Genomic DNA, 21,645 nt, shown 5'->3' on the forward strand with positions numbered 1-21,645 from the left:
TGTATCAAGCCGGATCGGCCACGGCGCCGCCGAGGCGGTGGCTCTTCCCGCGGAACAGGGCGATCTTGCGCCCGTCCTGGTTGGTGATGGTGACGTCGTAGACGCCGGTCTTGCCGCTCACGGTCTGCTCCACGGCTTCGGCCGTCAACAGGTCGTCGGCGCGACCCGGCGCCAGGTACTCGATGCTGCAGCCGGCGGCCACGGTCACCTGATTATGCGAATTGCAGCTGAATGCGAAGGCGCTGTCGGCCAGCGCGAAAATGAAGCCGCCGTGGCAGGTCTGGTGCCCGTTGAGCATGTCGGCGCGCACGCGCATGCTCATGCGCGCGTAGCCGGGGCCGACGGCCTCGAGCCGGATGCCCAGGGCCTGGGTGGCGGCGTCGCGCTGGTACATGGCGGCGGCCGCGCGTTCGGCCAGCTGCTGCGCGCCCTCAGACATGGAAGCGCTTCCCGTTGGCCAGGTGGCGGCGCAGCAGCGGCGACACGCGGTAGCGGTCCTCGCCATAGGTCTGGGCCAGGTGCTCGAGCACGCCGACCACCTGGGCCAGGCCGATCGCTTCGGCCCAGGCGAGCGGGCCGCGCGGATAGTTCACGCCCTTCTGCATGGCGATGTCGACCCCGGCCGCGCTGCACACGCCCTGGTTGACGGCGTCGGCCGCCTCGTTGGCCAGCATGGCCACGGTGCGCATCACGGCCATGCCGGGGACGTCGTCGATACGGGTGACGGCGAAACCGGCGGCCTGGAACATGCCGACCACGGCCTGATAGGCTTTTTCGCTGCACTGGTCGGCGCGCGCCACGGCGATGCGGCTGGCCTTGTCCCAGTCGCCGACCAGATCGAACAGCACGGTGTCCGGATGCTGGTTGGCGCGCGCGCGCTCGGTGGCGCTGCGGCCGTCGGTCAGGAACACCGCCGCGCCATTGGTGTGGAAGGCCGGCGCCTCGCGCTCGCCCGCATGCGGCAGCGGCTTGCGGTGGCTCACTTCAAAGCCGGCCTTGCGCAGACGCGCTTCCAGACCGTCGGTGACGGCCTGCTTGAGGCCCGGCTCGATGCTGATCGAGACCCACTCGGGGCGCTCGGCGGCAGGCTCGGTGGCGGCAACCGGACGCACGGCATCCGGGCCGTAGTGGTAGAAACCGCGCCCGCTTTTACGGCCGAGGAAGCCGGCATTGACCAGCTCCTGCTGGATCACCGAGGGCGTGTAGCGCGGATCGCCGAAGTAAGCGGCATGCACCGAACTGGTGACCGAGAAGTTGACGTCGTGGCCGATCAGGTCCATCAGCTCGAAAGGCCCCATGCGGAAGCCGCCGCCTTCGCGCAGCACGGCGTCCAGCGTGGCCGGATCGGCCGCCTGCTCGTTCAGCAGGCGCAGGGCTTCGGCATAGAAGGGACGCGCCACGCGGTTGACGATGAAGCCCGGCGTGGACTTGGCATGCACCGGGTTCTTGCCCCAGGCCAGAGCCGTGTCGAACACGACGTCGGCCACGGCGCGCTCGGTGGCCAGGCCGCTGACCACTTCCACGAGAGCCATCAGCGGCACTGGATTAAAGAAGTGCATGCCCACCAGGCGCTGCGGCCGCTGCAGCGGCGCGCCGATGGCGGTGACGGAAATCGAGGAGGTGTTGGTGGCGAGGATGGTGTCGGCGCCGACGATGGCCTCCAGTGACTGGAACAGCGCGCGCTTGGCGCCCAGGTCTTCGACGATGGCTTCCACCACCAGCGCCGCATCGGCCACCTCGTCCAGACTGGCGGCGGGCAGCAGATTGGCACGCGCGGCGGCGGCGGCTTCGCCCGTCATGCGGCCCTTTTCGACCAGGCTGCCGTACACCTTGCCCAGGTCGGCGATGGCCTTGTCCACCTGGCCGGCGCGCGCGTCGTACAGGCGCACGCGGTAGCCCGAAGCGGCCGCCACCTGGGCGATGCCGGAACCCATGGCGCCGCTGCCGATCACGGCGACGACGCTGCCTGCTGCCAGAGCCTTGCTCATCTCACTCTCCTTTGAATTGAGGGGGACGTTTGGCGAGGAAGGCGGCCACGCCCTCCTGATAGTCGTGACTGTAGCCCAGTTCGCGCATCATGTCGCCTTCGAGGCGCAGCTGGCTGGCCAGGTCATTGCCCCAGCTGGCCTGGAGGGCGCGCTTGGTGAAGGCCAGGCCCTTGGTCGGCGCGCTGGCGAAGTGGCGCGCCATCGCCAGCGCCTGGTCCATCAGTTCGGCGTCGGGCACGCACTTCCAGATCAGGCCCCACTGTTCGGCCTTGGCCGCGCTCAGCTTCTCGCCTAGCATGGCCAGGCCGGTGGCGCGCGCATGGCCGATCAGGCGCGGCAGATGCCAGGTGCCGCCGGTATCCGGAATCAGCCCGAGCTTGCAGAAGGCTTCGATGAAGCTGGCCGATTCGGCCGCCAGCACGATGTCGCAGGCCAGCGCCAGATTGGCGCCGGCGCCGGCCGCCACGCCGTTGACGGCGCAGATCACGGGCATCGGCAGATTGCGCAGGGTGAGCACCAGCGGCGCGTAGAAGCGCTCGACCGAGGCGCCCAGGTCGACCTTCTCGCCGCCCGGCGCGACGGCGCGGTCGCCCAGATCCTGGCCGGCGCAGAAGCCGCGCCCGGCGCCGGTGAGCAGCAGCACGCGCACGCTGCGGTCCGTGGCCAGGCTGTCGAGGGCCGCGCGCACTTCCAGGTGCATGGCCTCGGTGAAGCTATTCAGCTTGTCGGGGCGGTTCAGGGTCAGCACGGCCACGCCTTCGCTGACGGTGAAGAGGATATTCTGGTAGTCCATGCGTGTAGGCCTTATTCAGCGCTGTCGAAGTCGAGAATCAGTTTGCCGGTGGTCGGGAAGCTCTGGCAGCTCAGGACGAAGCCGCGCGCGATCTCGTAGTCCTCGAGCGCGTAGTTGACGTCCATGTCGACCTGCCCTTCGACCACCTTGCAGCGGCAGGTCGAACACACGCCGCCCTTGCACGAGTAGCGCATGTCGATGCCGGCCTTGATGCCGGCGTCGAGCACCGACTCCTTGTCCTGGTCCATCACGAAGTGGCTGTGGTGGCCGTCCATGATGACGGTGACCTCGGTCTGGTGGTGCGCGCGCGCGTCCTGGCTGCGCGCCTTGTGCGCCTGCTTGGGCGCAGCAGCGGCGAACAGTTCGATCTTGATGTTCGCCTTCGGGACGCCGGCTTCCTGCAGCGCGGCCGAGACGCCCAGCATCATGTCTTCCGGCCCGCAGATGAAGGCCACGTCGACGTCCTCGGGTTTGACCCAGTGGCGCAGAATCTGGGCCGCCTTGTCGTGCGTGATGCGGCCGTTGAACAGCTCGATGTCCTGCTGCTCGCGGCTCATTACGAAGGCCAGGTTCAGACGTTCGAGGTACTGGTCTTTCAGGTCGGCGATCTCCTCCTTGAAGATCACGCTCGACGAAGCGCGGTTACCGTACACCAGCGTGAAGCGGCTGTGCGGTTCGGCCAGCAGCGTGGTCTTGATGATCGAGAGGATGGGGGTGATGCCGCTGCCGGCCGCGAAGGCCAGGTAGTGCTTGCGGTTGGCCGGGTCGAGCGGCACATGGAAGTGGCCCATCGGCGGCATCACCTCGACCACGTCGCCGACGCGCAGGCTCTCGTTGGCCCAGCCCGAAAACAGGCCGCCCGCCACGCGCTTGACGGCCACGCGCAGGCGCTGCTCCTGCACGGCCGCGCAGATCGAATACGAACGGCGCACCTCCTCGCCGTCGATGGTGGTGCGCAGGGTCAGGTGCTGGCCCTGCTGGTAGCGGAAGGCGCCTTCCAGCTCGGGCGGCACGGCAAAGGTGATCGACACGCAGTCGCGCGTTTCCTGGCGCAGGTCGGCGACGCTCAGGGGATAGAATTGGCTCATCTCAGTGGCACTTGAAGTAGTCGAAGGGTTCGCGGCAATCGAGGCATTTGTACAGGGCCTTGCAGGGCGTGGAACCGAACTGGCTGGTGACCTCGGTGTGGGTCGAGCCGCAGCGCGGGCAGGCCACCACGGGCGCGCTGATGGCGCTGCGTTTGACCCCGTGTTTCAGCGCGCTGATGTCGACCACCTGTTGGGCCGGCGGTGCGATGCCGTAGTCGCGCAGGGCGCTGCGCGCGGCGGGGCTCATCCAGTCGGTGGTCCAGGGCGGGGTCAGGCGCGTTTCCAGGCGCAGGCGGTCGATGCCCTTGGCCTGCAGGTGCGTGCGGATCGCGTCGGCGATAACGTCCATCGCCGGGCAGCCCGAGTAGGTCGGCGTGATCGTGACAATGCACTCGGGACCGTCGAAGGCGATCTCGCGCACGATGCCGAGATCCACGATCGAAATCACCGGGATCTCGGGATCGGGCACTTCGCCCAGCCAGGCGCGCACCGCGTCGGTGTCCATCACCATTCGGTGCCGGGATAGGCGCGCTGCAGGAACTGCATCTCGGCCAGCAGGTAGCCGAGGTGCTCGCTGTGGCGGCCCTGTTTGCCGCCGCTGTGCATCCACACGCCGGGGTCGCGCATGCTGAGCGTGGCTTCGGCCAGAATCTCACTCACATGGGCGAGCCAGGCGGCGCGCAGGGCGTCGGCGTCGGGTGCGATGCCGGCCGCCTGCATGGCTTCGTCCACGGCGTCGTAGCGGAAGCATTCGCCGGTGTAGGGCCACAGGTAGTCGAGCGCGGCCTGCATGCGCGTGTGCGATTCGGCCGTGCCGTCGCCCAGGCGCACCACCAGATCGCCGCTGCGGCGCAGGTGGTAGCTGACTTCCTTGACCGATTTTTCGGCGATCTGGGCGATGCGCGTGTCGGCCGCGCCGCACAGGCCTTGCAGCAGGAAGTAGTGCCAGCTGTCGAAGTAGAACTGGCGCGCCAGCGTCATCGCGTAGTCGCCGTTCGGCTGCTCGACCAGCAGGCAGTTGTGGAATTGGTGGGCGTCGCGCAGGTAGGCCAGGTCGTCCTCGTCACGGCCCTGGCCTTCGAGTTCGGCGGCGTAGCTGAGCCACATGCGGGTCTGGCCGAGCAGGTCGAGCGCGACATTGGTCAGGGCCATGTCTTCTTCCAGGGCCGGGCCCTTGCCGCACCACTGCGACAGGCGCTGCGACAGCACCAGGGCATTGTCGCCCTGGCGCAGCAGATAGGCGAGCTTGGCATCCATCGGCGCGCTCACAGGTTCTTCACTTCTTCCGGCATCGGGAAGAAGGTCGGGTGGCGGTATACCTTGCTGTTGGCCGGCTCGAACAGCGGGGCCTTGTCGCCCGGGCTGGAGGCGACGATGTCATTGGCCTTGACCACCCAGATCGACACGCCTTCGTTACGGCGCGTGTAGACGTCGCGCGCGTTGTTGATCGCCATTTCGGCGTCCGGCGCGTGCAGGCTGCCTACGTGTTTGTGCGACAGGCCGTGCTGGCTGCGGATGAAGACTTCCCACAGGGGCCATTCTTTGCTCATGGTTTGCTCCTTTTTTTGCTTTGCTTTGCGCGCGGGTCTGAAGACCCGCCCTACGACCCGCCCTACGACCCGCCCTACGACCCGCCCTACGACCCGACGACCCGCCCTACGACCCGCCGTACGACCCGCACGACGACCCGGCATACGACCGGGCCTACGCGGCTTGTTGTTTGGCCTTCTTCTCGGCGTAGGCGCTCAGGCCGTCGCGGAACCACTGACCGTCTTCCCAGGCCTTGACGCGGGTGGCCAGACGCTCCTTGTTGCAGGGGCCGTTGCCCTTCAGGACGTTGTGGAATTCGTCCCAGTCGAGCTCGCCGAAGTCGTAGTGGCCGCGCTCGGCATTCCATTTGAGCGAGGGATCGGGAATCGTCAGGCCGAGGAATTCGGCCTGGGGCACGGTCTGGTCGACCATGCGCTGACGCAGTTCGTCATTCGAGAACAGCTTGATCTTCCACTTGGCCGACTGGGCACTGTTGACCGACTCGGTGTCGGGCGGGCCGAACATCATCAGCGAGGGCCACCACCAGCGGTTCAGCGCATCCTGGGCCATGGCCTTCTGTTCGGGCGTGCCGCGGCACAGGGCCAGCATGATGTCGTAGCCCTGGCGCGCATGGAAGCTCTCTTCCTTGCAGACGCGGATCATGGCGCGCGAATACGGGCCGTACGAGCAGCGGCACAGGGGAATCTGGTTGATGATGGCCGAGCCGTCGACCAGCCAGCCGATCGCGCCCATGTCGGCCCAGCTCAGGGTCGGGTAATTGAAGATGCTCGAATACTTGGCCTTGCCGCTGTGCAGGGCCTCGAGCAGCTCGTCGCGCGAGACGCCCAGGGTCTCGGCCGCACTGTACAGGTAGAGGCCGTGGCCGGCTTCATCTTGGATCTTGGCCAGCAGGATCGACTTGCGCTTGAGCGTGGGCGCGCGCGTGACCCAGTTCCCTTCCGGCAGCTGACCGACGATCTCGCTGTGCGCGTGCTGCGAAATCTGTCGGATCAGGGTCTTGCGGTAGGCCTCGGGCATCCAGTCCTTGGGCTCGATCTTCACGCCGGCGTCGATGCGCGCCTGGAAGGCCGCTTCCTGTTCATCCATGTCTGCGGCCGTGCGCACTTGCGTCAGGCCGGTGTCCACCATTTGTGCGTACATGTGGGTCCTCCTCGGGGAGCGCTGATGATACGATACACAATATACGTTGTACACATATTTTATGACTCATATTTAGATTCTGTATCTCGTAGCGGCCGACGATAGGCAAAATCCACTACAATTCTTTCTGAATGAAAACTCTGACAAGCCACGACTGGGCCGCGCGCTTCCTGGCCGACGCGCCGCCGCGCGCCAAATCCCTGGTGATGACCGTGTTCGGCGATGCCATCGCCCCGCACGGCGGCGCCGTCTGGCTCGGCAGTCTGATTGAACTGATGGCGCCGTTCGGCGTCAACGACCGGCTGGTGCGCACCAGCGTGTTCCGTCTGGCCCAGGAAGGCTGGCTGGGCGCCACGCGCGACGGCCGGCGCGCGGCCTACGCGCTGCTGCCCGGCGCCCTGCCCCATCTGGAACGGGCCAACCGGCGCATCTACGCGCCGCTGGTGCTGCACTGGGACGGGCGCTGGACGATGGTGCAGGCCGCCCATCTCGATCCGGCCCGGCGCAGCCAGCTGCGCAAGGAACTGGAATGGCTGGGCTTTGGCCAGCTGGCCCCGCATCTGTTCGGCCATGCGGCGGCCGAACCGGCCCTGCTGGCGGCCACGCTGGCGCGCCTGCAGCTGGGCGATCAGGTGTTCGTCTGGAGCGCGGCGGCCCAGGACGGCATGGCGGCACGCCCGCTGGCCGAGCTGGTCGCGAGCGGCTGGGACCTGCGCGCCGTGACGGCCGGGTATGCCGAATTCCTCGAACGCTTTGCCCCGCTGCCGGCCCTGCTGGCGGCGGAAGGCCGGCCCGATCCGGCCCACGCCTATCTGCTGCGCAGCCTGCTGATTCACGCCTACCGGCGCGTGCAGCTGCATGATCCGTATCTGCCGGTCGAGCTGCTGCCCGATCCCTGGCCCGGCGCCCAGGCCTATGCGCTGGCGCGCACCCTGTACCGCCAGCTGGCACAGCCGGCACAGGCCCATGTGCTGGCGGCGATGCGGCGCGAAGACCCGGACACGCCCGAGGCCGACGCCGCCTTCCACAAACGTTTTGAGTAGGCCCGCCTAGTCGTTGCGGGACGCGCGCAGGGCTTCGGCCAGCGCCTCCCTGTACTGCGGACCGTGGGCCAGGCGCGCGGCCGCCGCCCAGAAATGCTCGGCCTGTTGCGGATAGCGCGCGTAGAAACGCCGCGTCAGCGCGATGTACATGCGCTGCTCGACCACCGGCTTGTCGATGATCTCGAGCTTGCCGGCAAATTGCGGGCGCGCCATGAAGGGCAGCACATGCGGCTCGACCACGAGGAACAGGGAACCGCGTCCGGCCAGCAGCTTTTCCAGATTCTGTTCGACACTGGGCGCGGCATTGTCGAAGGGCAGGCCATGGGCGCGCGCCACCGCGCCCGGCGTCAGCGTGCCGGCCATGGCCAGCACCGGACCGTCGAGCTGGCTGAAATGCTTGCCATCCCACTGCTGCGGGCCATGCAGGCGGCGCACGGCCACCACCCGCGTCGTCAGCAGGGCGCGCGCCGCATCGGGCTGGCCCTGCTTTTCGGGATAGATCATATAGCCGGTCAACTCGGCGCTGAACGGCGCCAGCGGATAGGCATCGGCCAGGCCGGCGCGCATCTCCTCGCGGCAGCGCGCCACCGGGGCCGCATACACCTGCAGTTCAATACCGGCCTCGCGCGCGGCCTCACGCAGCAGGCGGTCCAGCACACCCGTGCCGTCCGGTCCTTCGAGCGGCAGATGGCCGCGCACATCCTGGCACAGGCGCAAGGGCACAGCCCCGGCCAGGCCGGTGAGCAGACACAGGAACAGGGCGGACAGCAGGCGTAAGGACATGCCTGCATTGTAGCCCGCCGGCGCGCCGCAATTAATCGCGTGGGGCCACTTTTCTACCGTTCTGCAACAGTTCGCCCTGCAGACGGCGCAGCAGGGCGGCCTGGCTCAGCATGGCGTCGAGCAGGCTGTGGACGAAGCCCAGTTCGGCCGGCGTGGTCCAGCCGGGAAAGTGGATCAGGCGCTGCAACTCGTGCAGCTCGCGGCTCTCGGCCAGTTGGGCCAGGGCCAGGGCGAGATCGGTGATTTTGTGTTCGAGCTGGTCGATATGGGGACGTGCCACGTGCATGCTTACTCCAGGCTGAGCCGCGATCAGGGGCCGGCGCGGGCTCAGACGCAGGCCCCGCCACCCTAGCAGCGCGCGCCGGCCGCGAATTTGCGGGCGCGCAAAGGCTTCGCGGTACAATCGCGGGTTTTCCAGCCACTTTGAACACACCATGTCCATCAAAATCAGCAGCCAGTTTGACGCTGGCGCCATCGAGGTCGTGAGCGCCACAAGCGCCGACGCCATCGATTTGAACATCCGCAAAGACAGTGCGGCCGACATCATCCAGTGGTTCCACTTCCGCCTGCAGGGCGGCAAGGACCAGGACTGCACGATCCGCCTGCTCAATGCCGGCCAGGCCGCCTATCCGGCCGGCTGGGAAGGCTACCGCGCAATGGCCAGCTACGACCGCGTCAACTGGTTCCGCGTGCCGACCAACTTCGACGGCCAGGTGCTGACCATCAGCCACACGCCCGAGGAAGACAGCGTCTACTACGCCTATTTCGAGCCGTATTCGTGGGAACGCCACCAGGACCTGCTGGCCCATGCCCAGAGCTCGCCCTGGGTGGCGCTGGAAGACCTGGGCACGACGCTCGACGGGCGCGACCTCAATCTGCTGGTGATCGGCAACCCGGACGCCGCCAAGAAGGTCTGGGTGATCGCCCGCCAGCACCCGGGCGAGACCATGGCCGAATGGTTTGTTGAAGGCATGCTCGATGCCCTGCTCGACAAGGCCAATCCCTTCGCCCGCCAGCTGCTGCAGGACGCCGTGTTCTATGTGGTGCCGAATATGAATCCGGACGGTTCGGTGCGCGGCAATCTGCGCACGAATGCGGCCGGCGCTAACCTCAACCGTGAATGGCTGCACCCGAGCCTGGAGCGCAGCCCCGAGGTGTATCTGGTGCGCCAGAAGATGCTGGCCACCGGCGTCGACCTGTTCCTCGACGTCCACGGCGACGAAGGCCTGCCCTATGTGTTCGTGGCCGGCAGCGAGGCCCTGCCCAGCTTCACCCCGGCCCAGGCCGCGGCCCAGCAGAAGTTCATCGAGGACTTCAAGATCGCCAGCCCCGACTTCCAGGACGTGCACGGCTACCCGCCCGCGCCCTACACCGACGAGGTGCTGACCATGGGTTCGCCCTGGGTCACCCACCAGTTCGGCTGCGTGTCGCTGACGCTGGAACTGCCGTTCAAGGACAATGCCAACGATCCGGACGAGCTCAGCGGCTGGGACGGCGCCCGTTCGTCCAAGCTCGGCGAAGCAGTGCTGCAACCGATGCTGCGCAGCCTGCGCGGCTAAAAAAAAACCGGGGCCAGGCCCCGGTTGTTCTGTTCGGAAAAACGGGGTCTGACCCCGTTTTTCTTTTACTTAACGATTTTCACCAGATATTCCTGCATGCGCAGCTCGGCCACCGAGTTCCACAGGTTCTGGTCGTGGCGGAAGCGCTTCCAGGGTTCGTAGATCTTCTTGAACTTGGCGTTCTTGGCCGCTTCTTCTTCCATCACGTCGACCGCGGCCTTGTGGCAGGCCTCGACCATCGCATTGTCGAAATAGCGCAGCTTGACGCCGTTCTTGATCAGGCGCGCCAGCGCCGCCGGGTTCTTGGCGTCGTATTCGGCCTGCATCACCACGTGCGATTCATACGAAGCCGCTTCGATCGCCGCCTGGTATTCCTTGGGCAGCTTTTCCCATTCCTTGATGTTGACGTAGAAGGAGAAGGCCGCGCCCGCTTCCCACCAGCCCGGCGCGTAGTAGTAAGGCGCCACCTTGTAGAAGCCGAGCTTCTCGTCGTCGTAGGGGCCGACCCACTCGGCCGCATCGATCGTGCCTTTTTCCAGGGCCGGGTAGATGTCGCCGCCAGCCAGCTGCTGCGGCACCACACCCAGGCGCTCGAGCACGCGGCCGGCATAGCCGCCACAACGGAATTTCAGGCCCTTGAGGTCGGCCACGGTCTTGACTTCCTTGCGGTACCAGCCGCCCATCTGGGTGCCCGAGTTACCGCCCATGAAGTTGACGATGCCGTAGCCGCGGAAGAACTCGCGCAGCAGTTCGCGCCCGCCACCCTGGTCGTACCAGGCGGCATGCTGGCGCGAAGTGAGGCCGAAGGGCACGGCGCAGTCGAAGGCGAAAGTCGGGTCCTTGCCGAAGTAGTAGTAGGAGGCCGAGTGGCCGCACTCGACCGTGCCGGCCTGGACCGCGTCCATGACCTGCAGGCCCGGCACGATCTCGCCGGCGGCAAACACGCGGATATTGAACTTCCCGCCGGTCAGCTGCGACACGCGTTTGACGAAGGTGTCCGCCGCGCCGTAGATGGTGTCGAGGGATTTGGGGAAACTGGATGCCAGGCGCCAGTTGATCGATGGCAGGGACTGGGCAATGGCCGGAGCCGCCAGAGCGCCGGCCGCGCCGCCGACGGCGGCTTTCTTCAGAAAGGAACGACGTTCCATGGGGTGTGTCTCCTAATTTTGGTTTCAGGGAACTCCACCGCCAAGTGTAGCCGATTCTTAGCTTCCGGCCACCACCATGTTGTCGATCAGGATGGAACCCGTCTGCTTGGTACCACGCACGAGCACGTCGTTACCGACCGCCACGATGTTGGCGAACATCTGTTTCATATTGCCGGCGATGGTGATTTCCTCGACCGGGTACTGGATCACGCCGTTCTCGACCCAGTAGCCGGCCGCGCCGCGCGAGTAGTCGCCGGTGACGTAATTGGTGCCCTGGCCCATGAGCTCGGTGACGAGCAGGCCGCGGTCCATCTTGCGCAGCATGCCGGCGAAGTCGTCCTCGGCGCGCGTCTTGCTCGAGGTGAGGGCCAGATTGTGCGAGCCGCCCGCATTGCCCGTCGTTTGCATGCCGAGCTTGCGCGCCGAATACGAGGACAGGAAATAACCCTGCACCACGCCCTTGCTGACGACGTCGCGCTTCTGGGTGCGCACGCCTTCTTCGTCGAACGGGGCCGAGCCGACCCCGCCGACGATGTGCGGGTCCTCGCTGATGCGGATGTGCTTGGGGAAGACCTGCTGGCCCAGGGAGTCGAGCAGGAAACTCGATTTGCGGTACAGGGCGCCGCCCGAGGTGGCCTGGACGAAGGCGCCCAGCAGGCCGGCCGCCAGCGGCGCCTCGAACAGCACCGGGCACTGGCGCGTGTCGAGCTTGCGCGCGTTCAGGCGCGCCAGCGCGCGCTCGGCAGCGTAGCGGCCGACGGCCTCGGGATCGGCAAGCTTGCGCGGGTCGCGCACCGAGGAATACCAGTCGTCGCGCTGCATCTTGGCGCCCTTGCCGGCGATCGGGGCGACCGACAGCGTGTGGCGCGAATACGGATAGCCGCCCATGAAGCCGCGCGTATTGGCCGCGACGAAATGCGATTGCTGCACGTACACGCTGGCGCCTTCGCTATTGCTGATGCGCGGATCGACGGCGAAGGCGGCCGCCTCGCAGCGCTGGGCCAGGGCCACCGCGTCCTCGCTCGAAATCAGCCAGGGGTAGCACAGGGCCAGGTCGCGCGGGGCCAGTTCGAGCATGTCGGCGTCGGCCAGGCCGGCGCAGGGGTCGTCGGCCGTGAAGCGCGCGATGTTGTAGGCGGCATCGACCGTGGCGCGCAGCGCGGCCTGGGAAAAATCCGAAGTCGAGGCATTGCCGCGTTTCTGGCCGACATAGACGGTGATGCCCATGCCCTTGTCTTTGTTCTGCTCGATCGTCTCCACCTTGCCGCGGCGCACGGTCACGGCCAGCCCGCTGCCCTCGCTGATCTCGACGGCGGCATCGCTGGCGCCCAGCTGGCGCGCATAGGCCAGGGCGGCCTGCGCCAGTTCCTGGAGCTGGGCTTGGGTGTGGATGAAAACAGAATCGGTCATGGGAAAAATCGTGGTCAAACGGCCAAGGCGGTATCATAGCAGCCGTTTACCGTTTTTACTGAAAGGGCCCGCGCAAGCGGGACACCGACTATGCCTAATGCCAATCGCGGCTCGGTGGGCTTCAAGTCCTCCGAGTTCGAACAAGAATACGAACGTCCGTCCAAATCCGCGCAGAAGCGCGAAGTGCAAGAGCTCGCCGATCTGGGCAAGGAACTGGTCGACCAGCCGCGCGACCGCGTGAAGCGCGTGCCGATGCCGGAAGGCTTGCTCGAAGCCATTCTGGTCTGCCAGGGCATCAAGGACTTCGGCGGGCGCAAGCGCCAGCTGCAATTCGTCGGCAAGAAGATGCGCGAGCTCGAGCCCGAGGAAGTGGCCGTGATCCGGCGCACCATCGAGGGCTGGCGCGGCGCCTCCAAGGCCGATGCGGCCGCCCTGCACGCGCTCGAACGCAAGCGCGAGAAGCTGCTGGCCGACGACAAGGCCCTGACCGCCCTGACCGAGGAATACCCGGAGCTCGACGTGCAGCACCTGCGCACCCTGATCCGCAATGCGCGCAAGGAGCAGTCCGAGAACAAGCCGCCCAAGGCCTTCCGTGAAATCTTCCAGGTGCTGAAGGATCTGGAGGCGGCCAAGGCCGCCGCCGCCGGGGACGCGGCCGATGCCGACGCCGATGCGCCCGACGAGGACGCGGATGAATGAGATGAAGATCGGCCTGGTCTCGATTTCCGACCGGGCCAGCAGCGGCGTGTATCAGGACAAGGGCCTGCCGGCCCTGGCCGAGTGGCTCGCGGCCGCCGTCAGCACGCCCTTCGTGCTCGAGCAGCGCCTGATCGCCGACGAGCAGGCGCAGATCGAAGCCACGCTGCGCGAGCTGGTCGACGTGGCGCGCTGCCATCTGGTGCTGACCACGGGCGGCACCGGCCCGGCGCGGCGCGACGTCACGCCCGAGGCCACGCGCGCCGTCGGCACCAAGGAGATGCCGGGCTTCGGCGAGCAGATGCGCCAGGTCTCGCTGCATTTCGTGCCGACCGCGATCCTGTCGCGCCAGACCGCCGTGATCCGCGAGACGCCCGATCACGCGGCCCTGATCATCAACCTGCCGGGCCAGCCCAAGGCGATCAAGGAAACGCTCGAAGGCCTGAAGGACGCCGACGGCAAGCCGGTGGTGCGCGGTGTGTTCGCCGCCGTGCCCTATTGCCTGGACCTGATCGGCGCGCCCTGGATGGAGACGCGCCCCGAGGTGTGCGCGGCCTTCCGCCCGAAATCGGCCCTCCAACCCAAGGAATCCGCATGACTGAGGTAATCGACCATATCCAATTCGACACCGGCCCGATGCCGAGCATCTCGGTGATCTGGCTGCACGGCCTGGGCGACAGCGGCCATGGCTGGTCGACCATCCCGCGCGAACTCGATCTGCGCGGCCTGCCCGCCATCCGTTTCATCTTCCCGCACGCGCCGGAGATGCCGGTGACGATCAATGGCGGCTATGTGATGCGCGCCTGGTACGACATCCTCGGCACCGATCTGGTGCGGCGCGAGGACGAGGCCGGCCTGCGCGCCTCGCAAAAGCTGGTGGAAGACCTGATCGCGCGCGAACGGGCGCGCGGCGTACCGGCCAACCGCATCGTGCTGGCCGGCTTCTCGCAGGGCTGCGCGATGACACTGCAGACCGGCCTGCGCTATCCGGAAAAGCTGGCCGGGCTGATGTGCCTGTCCGGCTATGCGCCGCTGGCCGACAAGCTGGCCGCCGAGCGCGCGCCGGCCGGCCTGGAGACCCCGATCTTCATGGCGCACGGACGCATGGACCCGGTGATTCCGCTGGCGCGCGCCGAAGCTTCGCGCGCCCTGCTCGCGCAGCTTGGCTATCAGGTCGAGTGGCACGAGTACATGATGGAGCACTCGGCCTGCATGGAAGAAGTGCGCGACATCAGCGCCTGGCTGAAAAAAGTCCTGGCCTGATTGCGCCTCAGCGCCCGGCCGCGGCCTTGGCCTGCCACACGGCCAGCATGTCGGCCGAGGCCTGGGCGCGGATGCCGTTTTCGGCGAGGATGGCGTCGGTCGATGCCAGCACTTCGCGCCGCGGCAGCACGATGGTCTCGCCCTCGCGCTGATCGAAGCGGATCACGATCATCTCGTCCTTGGCGTCGCGCAGCAGTTCGACCAGGTGGCGCAGGCTCTTTACCGGCACCTCATTGATCGAATAGACCACCGAGGTGAAGCGGTTGCCGTAGCCGCGCACCAGCTTGTGCGGGAAGAAGGACGAGCACACCACCACCAGTTCCTGCCGGTTCGCGTCCGGCATGGCCATGCGGCGCGTGACCAGCGGGCTGGCGTCATAGGTCGACAGCTGCCACCAGCTTTGCGAGCCGCTCAGATTATTCAGGAATTCCGTGGTCGCGCGGCCGAACACGATCGGCCCGTAAATGAAGTAGGACGGGTATTCGCCCTTCAGGTCCGTGATCAGGGCCGGGCGCTCGCTGGTGACCGGCACCTCCACCTTCAGCGTCTTCCCGCCGCGCAGCACGGTCAGCGGGACCTTGCCGTTCCTGGCGATCTGCTGCACGCGGTAGCGGAAGATCACGCGCGTATTCGCGTCCAGCGCGATCATGCCCTGGTTGTCGATCGGGGTGTCGCCGATGTGGGTGACCACGTCCATCTCTTTCAGCGGGTAGTCGGCATCGGTGCGGTAGGGCTTGTGCACGACCACGCCCTGCACTTCGCGCCCGACCTGCAGGAAGCTGCGCAGGGCCGGGCTTTCGAGCGCCTGGAATACATCCCACAGGGCCGGCTTGCCGTCGTAGCGGCCGTCGGCGACGTCGGCCAGGAACAGGTCGATCTCGGCATTCGGGATGATGTAGCCGATGTTCTGGGCATTGCCCTGGGTCGCATAGGCGATGCCGATCATCTTGTTGTCGGCCACCGCCGGGCCACCGCTGTTGCCGGGGTTGATGGCGGCATCGACCTGCAGACGCAGGCCGGACACGCCCGCGCCCAGATTGGTGAACTCGACGCGCGAGACGATGCCCTTGGTGATCGAGAGCGAATTCACGGACATCGGAAAGCCCATCGCGAAGACGGCATCGCGCACAGCCGGCAGCTTGTCGGCGCGCGGCATCGGCGGGCGCTTGTCGAAGAAGGATTCGTCGTCGAGCTTGAGCAGGGCCAGGTCCATGCCGCGCGCGATCGCGACCACGCGCGCCGGGTACTTGTCGCCGCCCTGGTGGCCCTGCACCTGGATCTGGCTAGCGTAGTTGACCACGTGGGCATTGGTCAGAATCCGCTTGCCCTCGATGATGACGCCGGAGCCGCTGATCTCCTGGGTATTCGACTTGTTCCAGGGCTGGAAGTGGTTGGGCGGGCGCAGCGAGGACAGGATCTTGACCACCGAGGCATCGAGCCGGGTCGGGGCCTGGACGCTGGCGTCGTCGGCATCGGCGGCAAAGGCGGGGGACAGCACGGGCAGCGCGAGGCAGCAGGCAAGCAGCAGGGAACGCAGGATCATGGGTGGCGACGATACAAAAAAATTCATTCTAGCTCAGTCCGGCAGCGCGGCTGCGCTGCCCGGCGGTACGCTGGTGCGGGCGGCATTCATCACCATGGCCAGCAGGGTGTAGTAGCCGTTCAGTCCCATCAGGTCGACCACGCCGGCTTCGCCGAACAGGGCCAGCGCGCGCGCATAGGTGGCATCGCTGACCTGGCGGGTCGTATGCAGTTCGTGGCAGAAGTCATACACGGCCGCTTCATCCTCGGCCATGGCGGCCGGGCGCTGGCGCGCGCCGATGGCGTCGATCAGGTCCTGGCCGATGCCGGCCTGCAGGGCGATCGGCGCGTGGATGGCCCATTCGACCGGCTGGTTCCAGACGCGCGCGGTGACCAGGATGGCCAGCTCGGACAGGCGGGTGCCGATCGCGCTGCGGTAGCGCAGGTACTCGCCCATGGTCTGGGCGCAGTCCATCAGCTCCGGGCTGCGCAGCAGCGGCACGAAGGGGCCGTACAGGGCGCCGCGCGGGCCGTCGATGATGGCCTGGGCCACGCGCCGCTGGGCGTCGTTCATCTGCTCGGGGGGAATGGGACCAAGGCGTTCGCTCATGCGCGCAGTCTGGCACAGCGGCACGTAAATGAGAAGCCTGCGCGGCGCGGATCAAGGCACAGGCGCGCAAATCGGGCTAGCATGGCGCGATTGTCCCCTCAAGGAGCCGCACCATGAGCCACCTGATGCACCGCAGTCTGCGCAGCACCCCGCCGCTGGCCATCCAGGCCGCCGGCTGCTGGATCACCGACCATAGCGGGCGCCGCTATCTGGATGCCAGCGGCGGCGCGGCCGTGTCCTCGCTCGGGCATGCGCATCCGGCCGTGCTGGCCGCCATGCATGCGCAGATCGACCAGCTGGCCTATGCCCACACGGGCTTTTTCACCAGTATCGCGGCCGAGGCCCTGGGCGAAGTGCTGGCTAGTGGTGCGCCGGGCGACCTCGATCAGGTCTACCTGGTGTCGGGCGGCTCGGAGGCGATGGAGGCGGCGCTCAAGTTCGCGCGCCAGGTCTGTCTGGAGAAAGGCGAAAGCACGCGCCGCCGCTTCATCGCGCGCCGCCAGAGCTACCATGGCAACACCCTGGGCGCGCTCGGCGTCGGCGGCAATGCCTGGCGGCGCGCGCCGTTCGCGCCGCTGCTGGCCGACGCCATCCACGTCTCGCCCTGCTATCCCTATCGCGGACGGGCGCCGGGCCAGAGCCTGCAGGACTACACCGACGGCCTGCTGGCCGAACTGGAAGCGGCCATCATCGACGCCGGGCCCGAGACCCTGATCGGCTTTGTGGCCGAAACCGTGGGCGGCGCCACGGCCGGCGCGCTGACACCGACACCCGGCTATTTCGCCGGCGTGCGTGCGCTATGCGACAAATACGGCCTGCTCTTGATTCTCGATGAAGTCATGTGCGGCATGGGCCGCTGCGGCAGCCTGTACGCCTTCGAGCAGGAGCAGGTGCTGCCCGATATCGTGGCCGTGGCCAAGGGCCTGGGCGCCGGCTATCAGCCGATCGGCGCGATGCTGGCGCGCGGCGCGCTTGTGGACGTGCTGCGCGCGGGCAGCGGCAGCTTCCAGCATGGGCATACCTATCTGGGCCACCCGGTGGCGGCGGCCGCCGCCCTGGCCGTGCAGCAGACCATCGCGCGCGACAAGCTGCTCGACAAAGTGCGCCTGCGCGGCGCCCAGCTGCGCCATCTGCTCGAGGCGCGCTTCGGTCAGCATCCGCATGTGGGCGAGATCCGCGGGCGCGGCCTGCTGCTGGCTCTGGAGCTGGTCGAGGACCGCGCCAGCGCGCGCCCGTTCGCGCCCGAGCGCCAGATTCACGCCCAGGTCAAGGCCCAGGCCATGGCGGCCGGGCTGATGGTGTATCCGATGGGCGGCACCGTCGATGGCCGCAGCGGCGACCATGTGCTGCTGGCCCCGCCCTTCATCATCAGCGAGGCCGAACTCGAAGAACTGGTGGCGCGGCTCGAGGTCGCGCTCACCGTCTAGGCCTCAGAGTTTGAAGGCCACGACCTCGTGCTGCTGCTCGCCCAGGCCGGGGATGCCGAGGCGGACCTGGTCGCCGGCCTTCAGATAGCGCTGCGGCTTGCGGCCCATGCCCACGCCGGGCGGGGTGCCGGTGGCGATGATGTCGCCCGGCTCCAGCGTCATGTAGGTGGAGACGCGCGCGATCAGGGTGGCCACGCTGAAGATCATGGTCTTGGTATTCCCGGTCTGCATGCGCTTGCCGTTCAGGTCCAGGTAGAGGTCGAGGTCCTGTTCGTCGTAGATTTCGTCGGGCGTCACCAGCCAGGGGCCGACCGGGCCGAAGGTGTCGCAGCCCTTGCCCTTGTCCCACTGCGGGCCGCGGTCCTTCTGGAACTCGCGCTCGGACAGATCGTTGACGACGCAGTAGCCGGCCACGTGGCGCAGCGCGTCCTTCTCCTCGACATAGCGGGCGCGCGTGCCGATCACCACACCCAGCTCGACTTCCCAGTCGGTGCGCTTGGAGCCGCGCGGCAGCATGATCGGATCGTCAGCCCCGGACAGGCAGCTGGTGGCCTTCAGGAAGATCACCGGATCGCTCGGAATCGGCGAACCCATTTCGGCTGCATGGTCGGCGTAATTGAGGCCGATCCCGATGAATTTGCCCACGCCCTTGACCGGCACGCCCATGCGCGGCGTGCCGCGCACCAGCGGCAGGCTGCGCGGATCGAGCTTGGCCAGCTGGCGCAAGGCTTTCGGCGCCAGCGCGCTCGGGTCGATATCGGGGAGGATGGCGGACAGGTCGCGGATGCGGCCTTCGTCGTCGAGCATGCCCGGCTTTTCCTTACCGGGGCGGCCGTAACGCAGCAGTCTCATGGTCTTCCTTGCAGTGATGGATGAAAGACCCCGATTCTACCCTGCGTTCGCGCAGGTACACGAGCAGGCCTGGCAGCTGCAGCGCCACCAGGCAGGCCAGGGCGACGCGCCAGGCCGTCTCCGGCGCATGTCCGCCGAGCGGGCGCCACAAGCCAAGCAGCTGGCCGAAGCCGGCCTGCACCAGGAAGGCGACGCTGAAGATCAGCAGATTCAGACAGGTGGCGGCGCGCCCGGTCAGGCTGCGCGGCATGGCCGCCGCCACGATCGCATAGTCCATGCCGGTGAAGGTGCCAAGCAGGGTGAAGGCGACCGACAGCAGCGGCATCGCCGGCACATAGCCGGCCACCATCGCCAGCTGCACGAGCACGAACAGGGCCACGCCGGCCGCCGCCAGGTCGAGCGCGGCGATGCCGCGCCGCGCCGCCCACTCGGTCAGCATGCCGACCCCGATGGCGCCGAAGATCACGCCGGCCATGCCCAGATACAGCAGCCAGGCCACGTGCTGGTCGCTCAGGTGCGCCACGTCGCTGAGCCAGCGCCCGATCCACAGGCCCTGGATGCCGAAGAAGACCGCATGCGGCAGCAGCATCAGGCGCGCCGTGCGCCAGAAGGCCGGGGTGCGCAGCACCGCCGCCACGGCCGGCGGCGTACCGGCCGGACGCGCATGGGCGCGCGGCGCCAGCAGCCAGATGGCCAGGGCCACCAGCAAGGCTGCGCAGGCCAGCAGCAGAAACACGCCGCGCCAGCCGCAGGCCGGCAGCAAGGCGCGCGCCGGCAGGGTGGCGCTGGCCGCGCCCAGGCCACCGGCGGCGATCAGATAGCCCTGCACCGAGGGCAGGCGCGCCGGCGCCACCCAGGTGGCCAGGGCCTTCACGGCCGACATGAAGCAGCCGCCCAGGCCCACCCCGAGCAGGGCGCGCGCCAGCGCCAGCAGCATCAGCGACTCGGCCCGGGCGAACAGCCAGGCCCCGCAGGCCGCCAGCGCCAGCAGCACGGGCTGCACGCGGCGCGGGCCGAAGCGGTCCAGCGCCAGCCCGATCGGCAGCTGCACCAGCGCGAAGCTGAAGAAGAACACGCTGGTCAGCCAGCCCAGGCCGGTGGCGTCCAGCCCCAGGCTGGCCATCATCTCGGGCGCCAGCACCGCATTCACCGTGCGCAGGGCCGAGGACAGGAAGTGGCCGAGCGCATACGGCAGGAACACGCAGCCGGCCAGGCGCAAGGCGCCCAGCGGCGCCTGGCCCGGCAGGGCTTCGCTGTGGAGCGGTGCGCCGGCCATGACGCCCTCAGGCCGCCAGCGCCGACGTCGGGTGCAGCGGCACGATGCGCGGCGCCGCCAGCTCGAAGGGGAAGCGCTCGGCGCCGAAGGCGGGCTTGAGCTGATCGAGCCAGGTGGCCTGCGGATCGAAGCGCGCGTAGAAGGGCTGGCGCACCAGGCTGGCGTCGCGCGCCTGCAGGAACTGCAGCGCGAACACCTTTTCGCCGCCGATGGTGGGCAGGCCGTCGATCAGCACCTTGCCGGGGAAGGCGCTCATCGAGGGGCCGCGCACCGTGCGCGCCAGCCCCGACACCTGGCGGTAGGCCTCGCTGAACACCTCGTAGGCGCGCGCCAGCGGCAGCGCGAAATACTCGCGCGGGCCGGTGTCGCGCTCGACGAACATGTAGTAGGGGATGGCCCCCAAGCGCACGCCCGTGGTCCACAGCTCGACCCAGCTGGCCGGGTCTTCGTTCACGTGGCGGATCAGCGGGGCCTGCATGCGCACGGTGGCGCCGGTGCCGAGGATGCGGCGCACGGCGCGCTGGGCCACGGCCGGACGCAGTTCGGCCGCATGCGAGTAGTGGCCCATGATGGCCAGCTGGCGGCCGCTGGCGACCACCTTCTCGAACAGCTGCAGCACCTCGTCGGCGTCGCGGTCGGTGACGAAGCGCTGCGGCCAGTAGGCGAGCGACTTGGTGCCGATGCGGATGTTCTGCACATGGCCCAGCTCCGGCACCAGCAGCGGCTCGATCACGGCGGCCAGGGCGCGCGCATTCATGATCATCGGATCGCCGCCGGTGATCAGCACATCGCTGACATGCGGGTGGGCGCGCAGATAGGCCACCAGCTCGTGCGAGGCGCGCGCGTCGAACTTGTAGTCGTCCATGCCGACGAACTGCGGCCAGCGGAAGCAGAAGGTGCAGTAGGCGTGGCAGGTCTGGCCGGCGCCCGGAAAGAACAGTACGGTCTCGCGGTATTTGTGCTGGATGCCGCGCAGCTGGGCGCCCTCGAAACTGGGCACATTATGGGTCATCTGCCCGGCCGGGTGCGGATTCATGCGCAGGCGCAGCGCCGTCACATAGGTGGCCAGGCGGTCCGGGTCGGGCTGGCCGAGTACCAGCTGCTTCAGGCGCGCATAGTCTTCGGGCGGCAGCATGTCGCGGTGCGGGAAGACCAGGCGCCAGATCGGATCGTCGGGCACCCGGTTCCAGTCGATCAGCTGGTCGAGCACATAGGCATTGGTGCGAAACGGCAGGACGGTCGACAGCACGGTGACGGCTTCCTGCAGCTCGGGCGCCATCCAGTCCCACTGGCGCGCGCTGCGGATGCTGGTGCGGGTGTAGGCCTGGAATTTGGTGGGCAGATCGGCAAGGCTCATGCGAACTCCTGGTGGGTGAGAATGGGTCCAGCATAGGCAGGGCGGGGCCGGCCGAATTGCCACACGTCAATGGCGGGGCCGGGCAAATGCTTGCGCCAACGCAACTGGACCAGCCTGTGGGCAAGCCAGAATGGCGCGTC

At 67.7% G+C, this 21,645-nt stretch carries 23 protein-coding genes; 6 read left to right on the plus strand and 17 right to left on the minus strand.

Translation table 11 applies throughout. The features are described from left to right. Nucleotides 1–4: 4 nt before the first annotated feature. From paaI to paaA, 8 genes are all read right to left on the minus strand, one after another. Entirely contained in the window at nucleotides 5–439 is a 435-nt protein-coding gene (paaI, locus tag LZ005_RS18040) for a hydroxyphenylacetyl-CoA thioesterase PaaI (protein ID WP_237809893.1), read from the minus strand. After that, on the minus strand, nucleotides 432–1,988 hold the full coding sequence (gene paaH, locus LZ005_RS18045; protein ID WP_237809894.1) for a 3-hydroxyacyl-CoA dehydrogenase PaaH: 1,557 nt from the start codon (nucleotides 1,986–1,988) through the stop codon (nucleotides 432–434). Before paaH ends, paaI begins: the two co-directional genes overlap by 8 nt. A 1-nt stretch (nucleotide 1,989) precedes the next feature. Beyond that, the gene (gene paaG / locus LZ005_RS18050) at nucleotides 1,990–2,781 is read right to left on the minus strand and encodes a 2-(1,2-epoxy-1,2-dihydrophenyl)acetyl-CoA isomerase PaaG (protein ID WP_237809895.1); all 792 of its coding nucleotides are present in this window, start codon (nucleotides 2,779–2,781) and stop codon (nucleotides 1,990–1,992) included. 11 nt (nucleotides 2,782–2,792) lie between these two features. Continuing rightward, the gene (gene paaE, locus LZ005_RS18055) at nucleotides 2,793–3,869 is read right to left on the minus strand and encodes a 1,2-phenylacetyl-CoA epoxidase subunit PaaE (protein ID WP_237809896.1); all 1,077 of its coding nucleotides are present in this window, start codon (nucleotides 3,867–3,869) and stop codon (nucleotides 2,793–2,795) included. A gap of 1 nt (nucleotide 3,870) precedes the next feature. Next, a complete protein-coding gene (gene paaD, locus LZ005_RS18060) occupies nucleotides 3,871–4,374 on the minus strand; it encodes a 1,2-phenylacetyl-CoA epoxidase subunit PaaD (RefSeq protein ID WP_237809897.1) in 504 nt (167 codons plus the stop codon). Further along, complete coding sequence (gene paaC, locus LZ005_RS18065; RefSeq protein WP_237809898.1) at nucleotides 4,374–5,126, minus strand: 1,2-phenylacetyl-CoA epoxidase subunit PaaC; 753 nt, start codon at nucleotides 5,124–5,126, stop codon at nucleotides 4,374–4,376. Before paaC ends, paaD begins: the two co-directional genes overlap by 1 nt. 8 nt (nucleotides 5,127–5,134) lie before the next feature. Continuing rightward, nucleotides 5,135–5,419, minus strand: coding sequence for a 1,2-phenylacetyl-CoA epoxidase subunit PaaB (gene paaB, locus LZ005_RS18070; RefSeq protein WP_237809899.1), 285 nt, complete (start codon nucleotides 5,417–5,419; stop codon nucleotides 5,135–5,137). A gap of 154 nt (nucleotides 5,420–5,573) precedes the next feature. Further along, the gene (gene paaA, locus LZ005_RS18075; RefSeq protein WP_237809900.1) at nucleotides 5,574–6,560 is read right to left on the minus strand and encodes a 1,2-phenylacetyl-CoA epoxidase subunit PaaA; all 987 of its coding nucleotides are present in this window, start codon (nucleotides 6,558–6,560) and stop codon (nucleotides 5,574–5,576) included. Nucleotides 6,561–6,691: 131 nt separating this feature from the next. Here paaA and LZ005_RS18080 point away from each other — a divergent pair, with 131 nt between their 5' ends. After that, nucleotides 6,692–7,603 (plus strand): PaaX family transcriptional regulator C-terminal domain-containing protein, encoded by a 912-nt coding sequence (locus LZ005_RS18080; protein ID WP_237809901.1) that lies wholly within the window; start codon nucleotides 6,692–6,694, stop codon nucleotides 7,601–7,603. A 6-nt stretch (nucleotides 7,604–7,609) separates the two neighbouring features. Here the strand turns inward: LZ005_RS18080 and LZ005_RS18085 are convergent, their stop codons facing one another. Both LZ005_RS18085 and LZ005_RS18090 read right to left on the minus strand, forming a co-directional pair. Further along, nucleotides 7,610–8,386 carry a hypothetical protein gene (locus LZ005_RS18085; RefSeq protein ID WP_237809902.1) on the minus strand — a complete coding sequence of 259 codons (777 nt, stop codon included), beginning with the start codon at nucleotides 8,384–8,386 and terminating at the stop codon, nucleotides 7,610–7,612. Nucleotides 8,387–8,417: 31 nt separating this feature from the next. Next, nucleotides 8,418–8,672 carry a hypothetical protein gene (locus tag LZ005_RS18090; protein WP_237809903.1) on the minus strand — a complete coding sequence of 85 codons (255 nt, stop codon included), beginning with the start codon at nucleotides 8,670–8,672 and terminating at the stop codon, nucleotides 8,418–8,420. Nucleotides 8,673–8,820: 148 nt separating this feature from the next. Here LZ005_RS18090 and LZ005_RS18095 point away from each other — a divergent pair, with 148 nt between their 5' ends. After that, nucleotides 8,821–9,945, plus strand: a complete 1,125-nt coding sequence (locus tag LZ005_RS18095) for a M14-type cytosolic carboxypeptidase (RefSeq protein WP_237809904.1) — start codon at nucleotides 8,821–8,823, stop codon at nucleotides 9,943–9,945. 65 nt (nucleotides 9,946–10,010) lie between these two features. On the opposite strand, the gene LZ005_RS18100 is transcribed toward LZ005_RS18095, so the two are convergent. Together LZ005_RS18100 and pmbA are read right to left on the minus strand one after the other, a co-directional pair. Continuing rightward, nucleotides 10,011–11,093: a TRAP transporter substrate-binding protein gene (locus LZ005_RS18100; RefSeq protein ID WP_237809905.1), complete on the minus strand. Its 1,083-nt coding sequence runs from the start codon at nucleotides 11,091–11,093 to the stop codon at nucleotides 10,011–10,013. Between the two features lie 57 nt (nucleotides 11,094–11,150). Then, nucleotides 11,151–12,503 (minus strand): metalloprotease PmbA, encoded by a 1,353-nt coding sequence (gene pmbA / locus LZ005_RS18105; RefSeq protein WP_237809906.1) that lies wholly within the window; start codon nucleotides 12,501–12,503, stop codon nucleotides 11,151–11,153. Between the two features lie 90 nt (nucleotides 12,504–12,593). On the opposite strand from pmbA, the gene yjgA reads away from it, so the two are divergent. From yjgA to LZ005_RS18120, 3 genes are read left to right on the plus strand one after another with little or no spacing between them, the layout of a single operon-like run. Continuing rightward, complete coding sequence (gene yjgA, locus LZ005_RS18110) at nucleotides 12,594–13,202, plus strand: ribosome biogenesis factor YjgA (RefSeq protein WP_237809907.1); 609 nt, start codon at nucleotides 12,594–12,596, stop codon at nucleotides 13,200–13,202. Nucleotide 13,203: 1 nt separating this feature from the next. Continuing rightward, nucleotides 13,204–13,797: a molybdopterin adenylyltransferase gene (mog, locus tag LZ005_RS18115; RefSeq protein ID WP_237809966.1), complete on the plus strand. Its 594-nt coding sequence runs from the start codon at nucleotides 13,204–13,206 to the stop codon at nucleotides 13,795–13,797. Further along, a complete protein-coding gene (locus tag LZ005_RS18120; protein ID WP_237809908.1) occupies nucleotides 13,794–14,462 on the plus strand; it encodes an alpha/beta hydrolase in 669 nt (222 codons plus the stop codon). Before mog ends, LZ005_RS18120 begins: the two co-directional genes overlap by 4 nt. 7 nt (nucleotides 14,463–14,469) lie before the next feature. On the opposite strand, the gene LZ005_RS18125 is transcribed toward LZ005_RS18120, so the two are convergent. Both LZ005_RS18125 and LZ005_RS18130 read right to left on the minus strand, forming a co-directional pair. Next, on the minus strand, nucleotides 14,470–16,005 hold the full coding sequence (locus LZ005_RS18125) for a S1C family serine protease (RefSeq protein WP_237809909.1): 1,536 nt from the start codon (nucleotides 16,003–16,005) through the stop codon (nucleotides 14,470–14,472). A gap of 33 nt (nucleotides 16,006–16,038) precedes the next feature. Then, the gene (locus tag LZ005_RS18130; RefSeq protein WP_237809910.1) at nucleotides 16,039–16,593 is read right to left on the minus strand and encodes a carboxymuconolactone decarboxylase family protein; all 555 of its coding nucleotides are present in this window, start codon (nucleotides 16,591–16,593) and stop codon (nucleotides 16,039–16,041) included. A 113-nt stretch (nucleotides 16,594–16,706) separates the two neighbouring features. Here LZ005_RS18130 and LZ005_RS18135 point away from each other — a divergent pair, with 113 nt between their 5' ends. Then, entirely contained in the window at nucleotides 16,707–18,020 is a 1,314-nt protein-coding gene (locus LZ005_RS18135; RefSeq protein ID WP_237809911.1) for an aspartate aminotransferase family protein, read from the plus strand. 3 nt (nucleotides 18,021–18,023) lie between these two features. Here the strand turns inward: LZ005_RS18135 and LZ005_RS18140 are convergent, their stop codons facing one another. The 3 genes from LZ005_RS18140 to LZ005_RS18150 are packed head-to-tail and all read right to left on the minus strand — an operon-like array spanning nucleotide 18,024 to nucleotide 21,505. Then, on the minus strand, nucleotides 18,024–18,872 hold the full coding sequence (locus LZ005_RS18140; protein ID WP_237809912.1) for a fumarylacetoacetate hydrolase family protein: 849 nt from the start codon (nucleotides 18,870–18,872) through the stop codon (nucleotides 18,024–18,026). After that, complete coding sequence (locus LZ005_RS18145; protein ID WP_237809913.1) at nucleotides 18,841–20,148, minus strand: MFS transporter; 1,308 nt, start codon at nucleotides 20,146–20,148, stop codon at nucleotides 18,841–18,843. The genes LZ005_RS18140 and LZ005_RS18145 overlap by 32 nt, the downstream gene beginning before the upstream one ends. A 7-nt stretch (nucleotides 20,149–20,155) precedes the next feature. Further along, on the minus strand, nucleotides 20,156–21,505 hold the full coding sequence (locus LZ005_RS18150) for a KamA family radical SAM protein (protein ID WP_237809914.1): 1,350 nt from the start codon (nucleotides 21,503–21,505) through the stop codon (nucleotides 20,156–20,158). Between the last annotated feature and the right edge of the window lie 140 nt (nucleotides 21,506–21,645).

The organism is Massilia sp. TS11, from assembly GCF_022012445.1.
Taxonomy (GTDB): Bacteria; Pseudomonadota; Gammaproteobacteria; order Burkholderiales; family Burkholderiaceae_D; genus Telluria.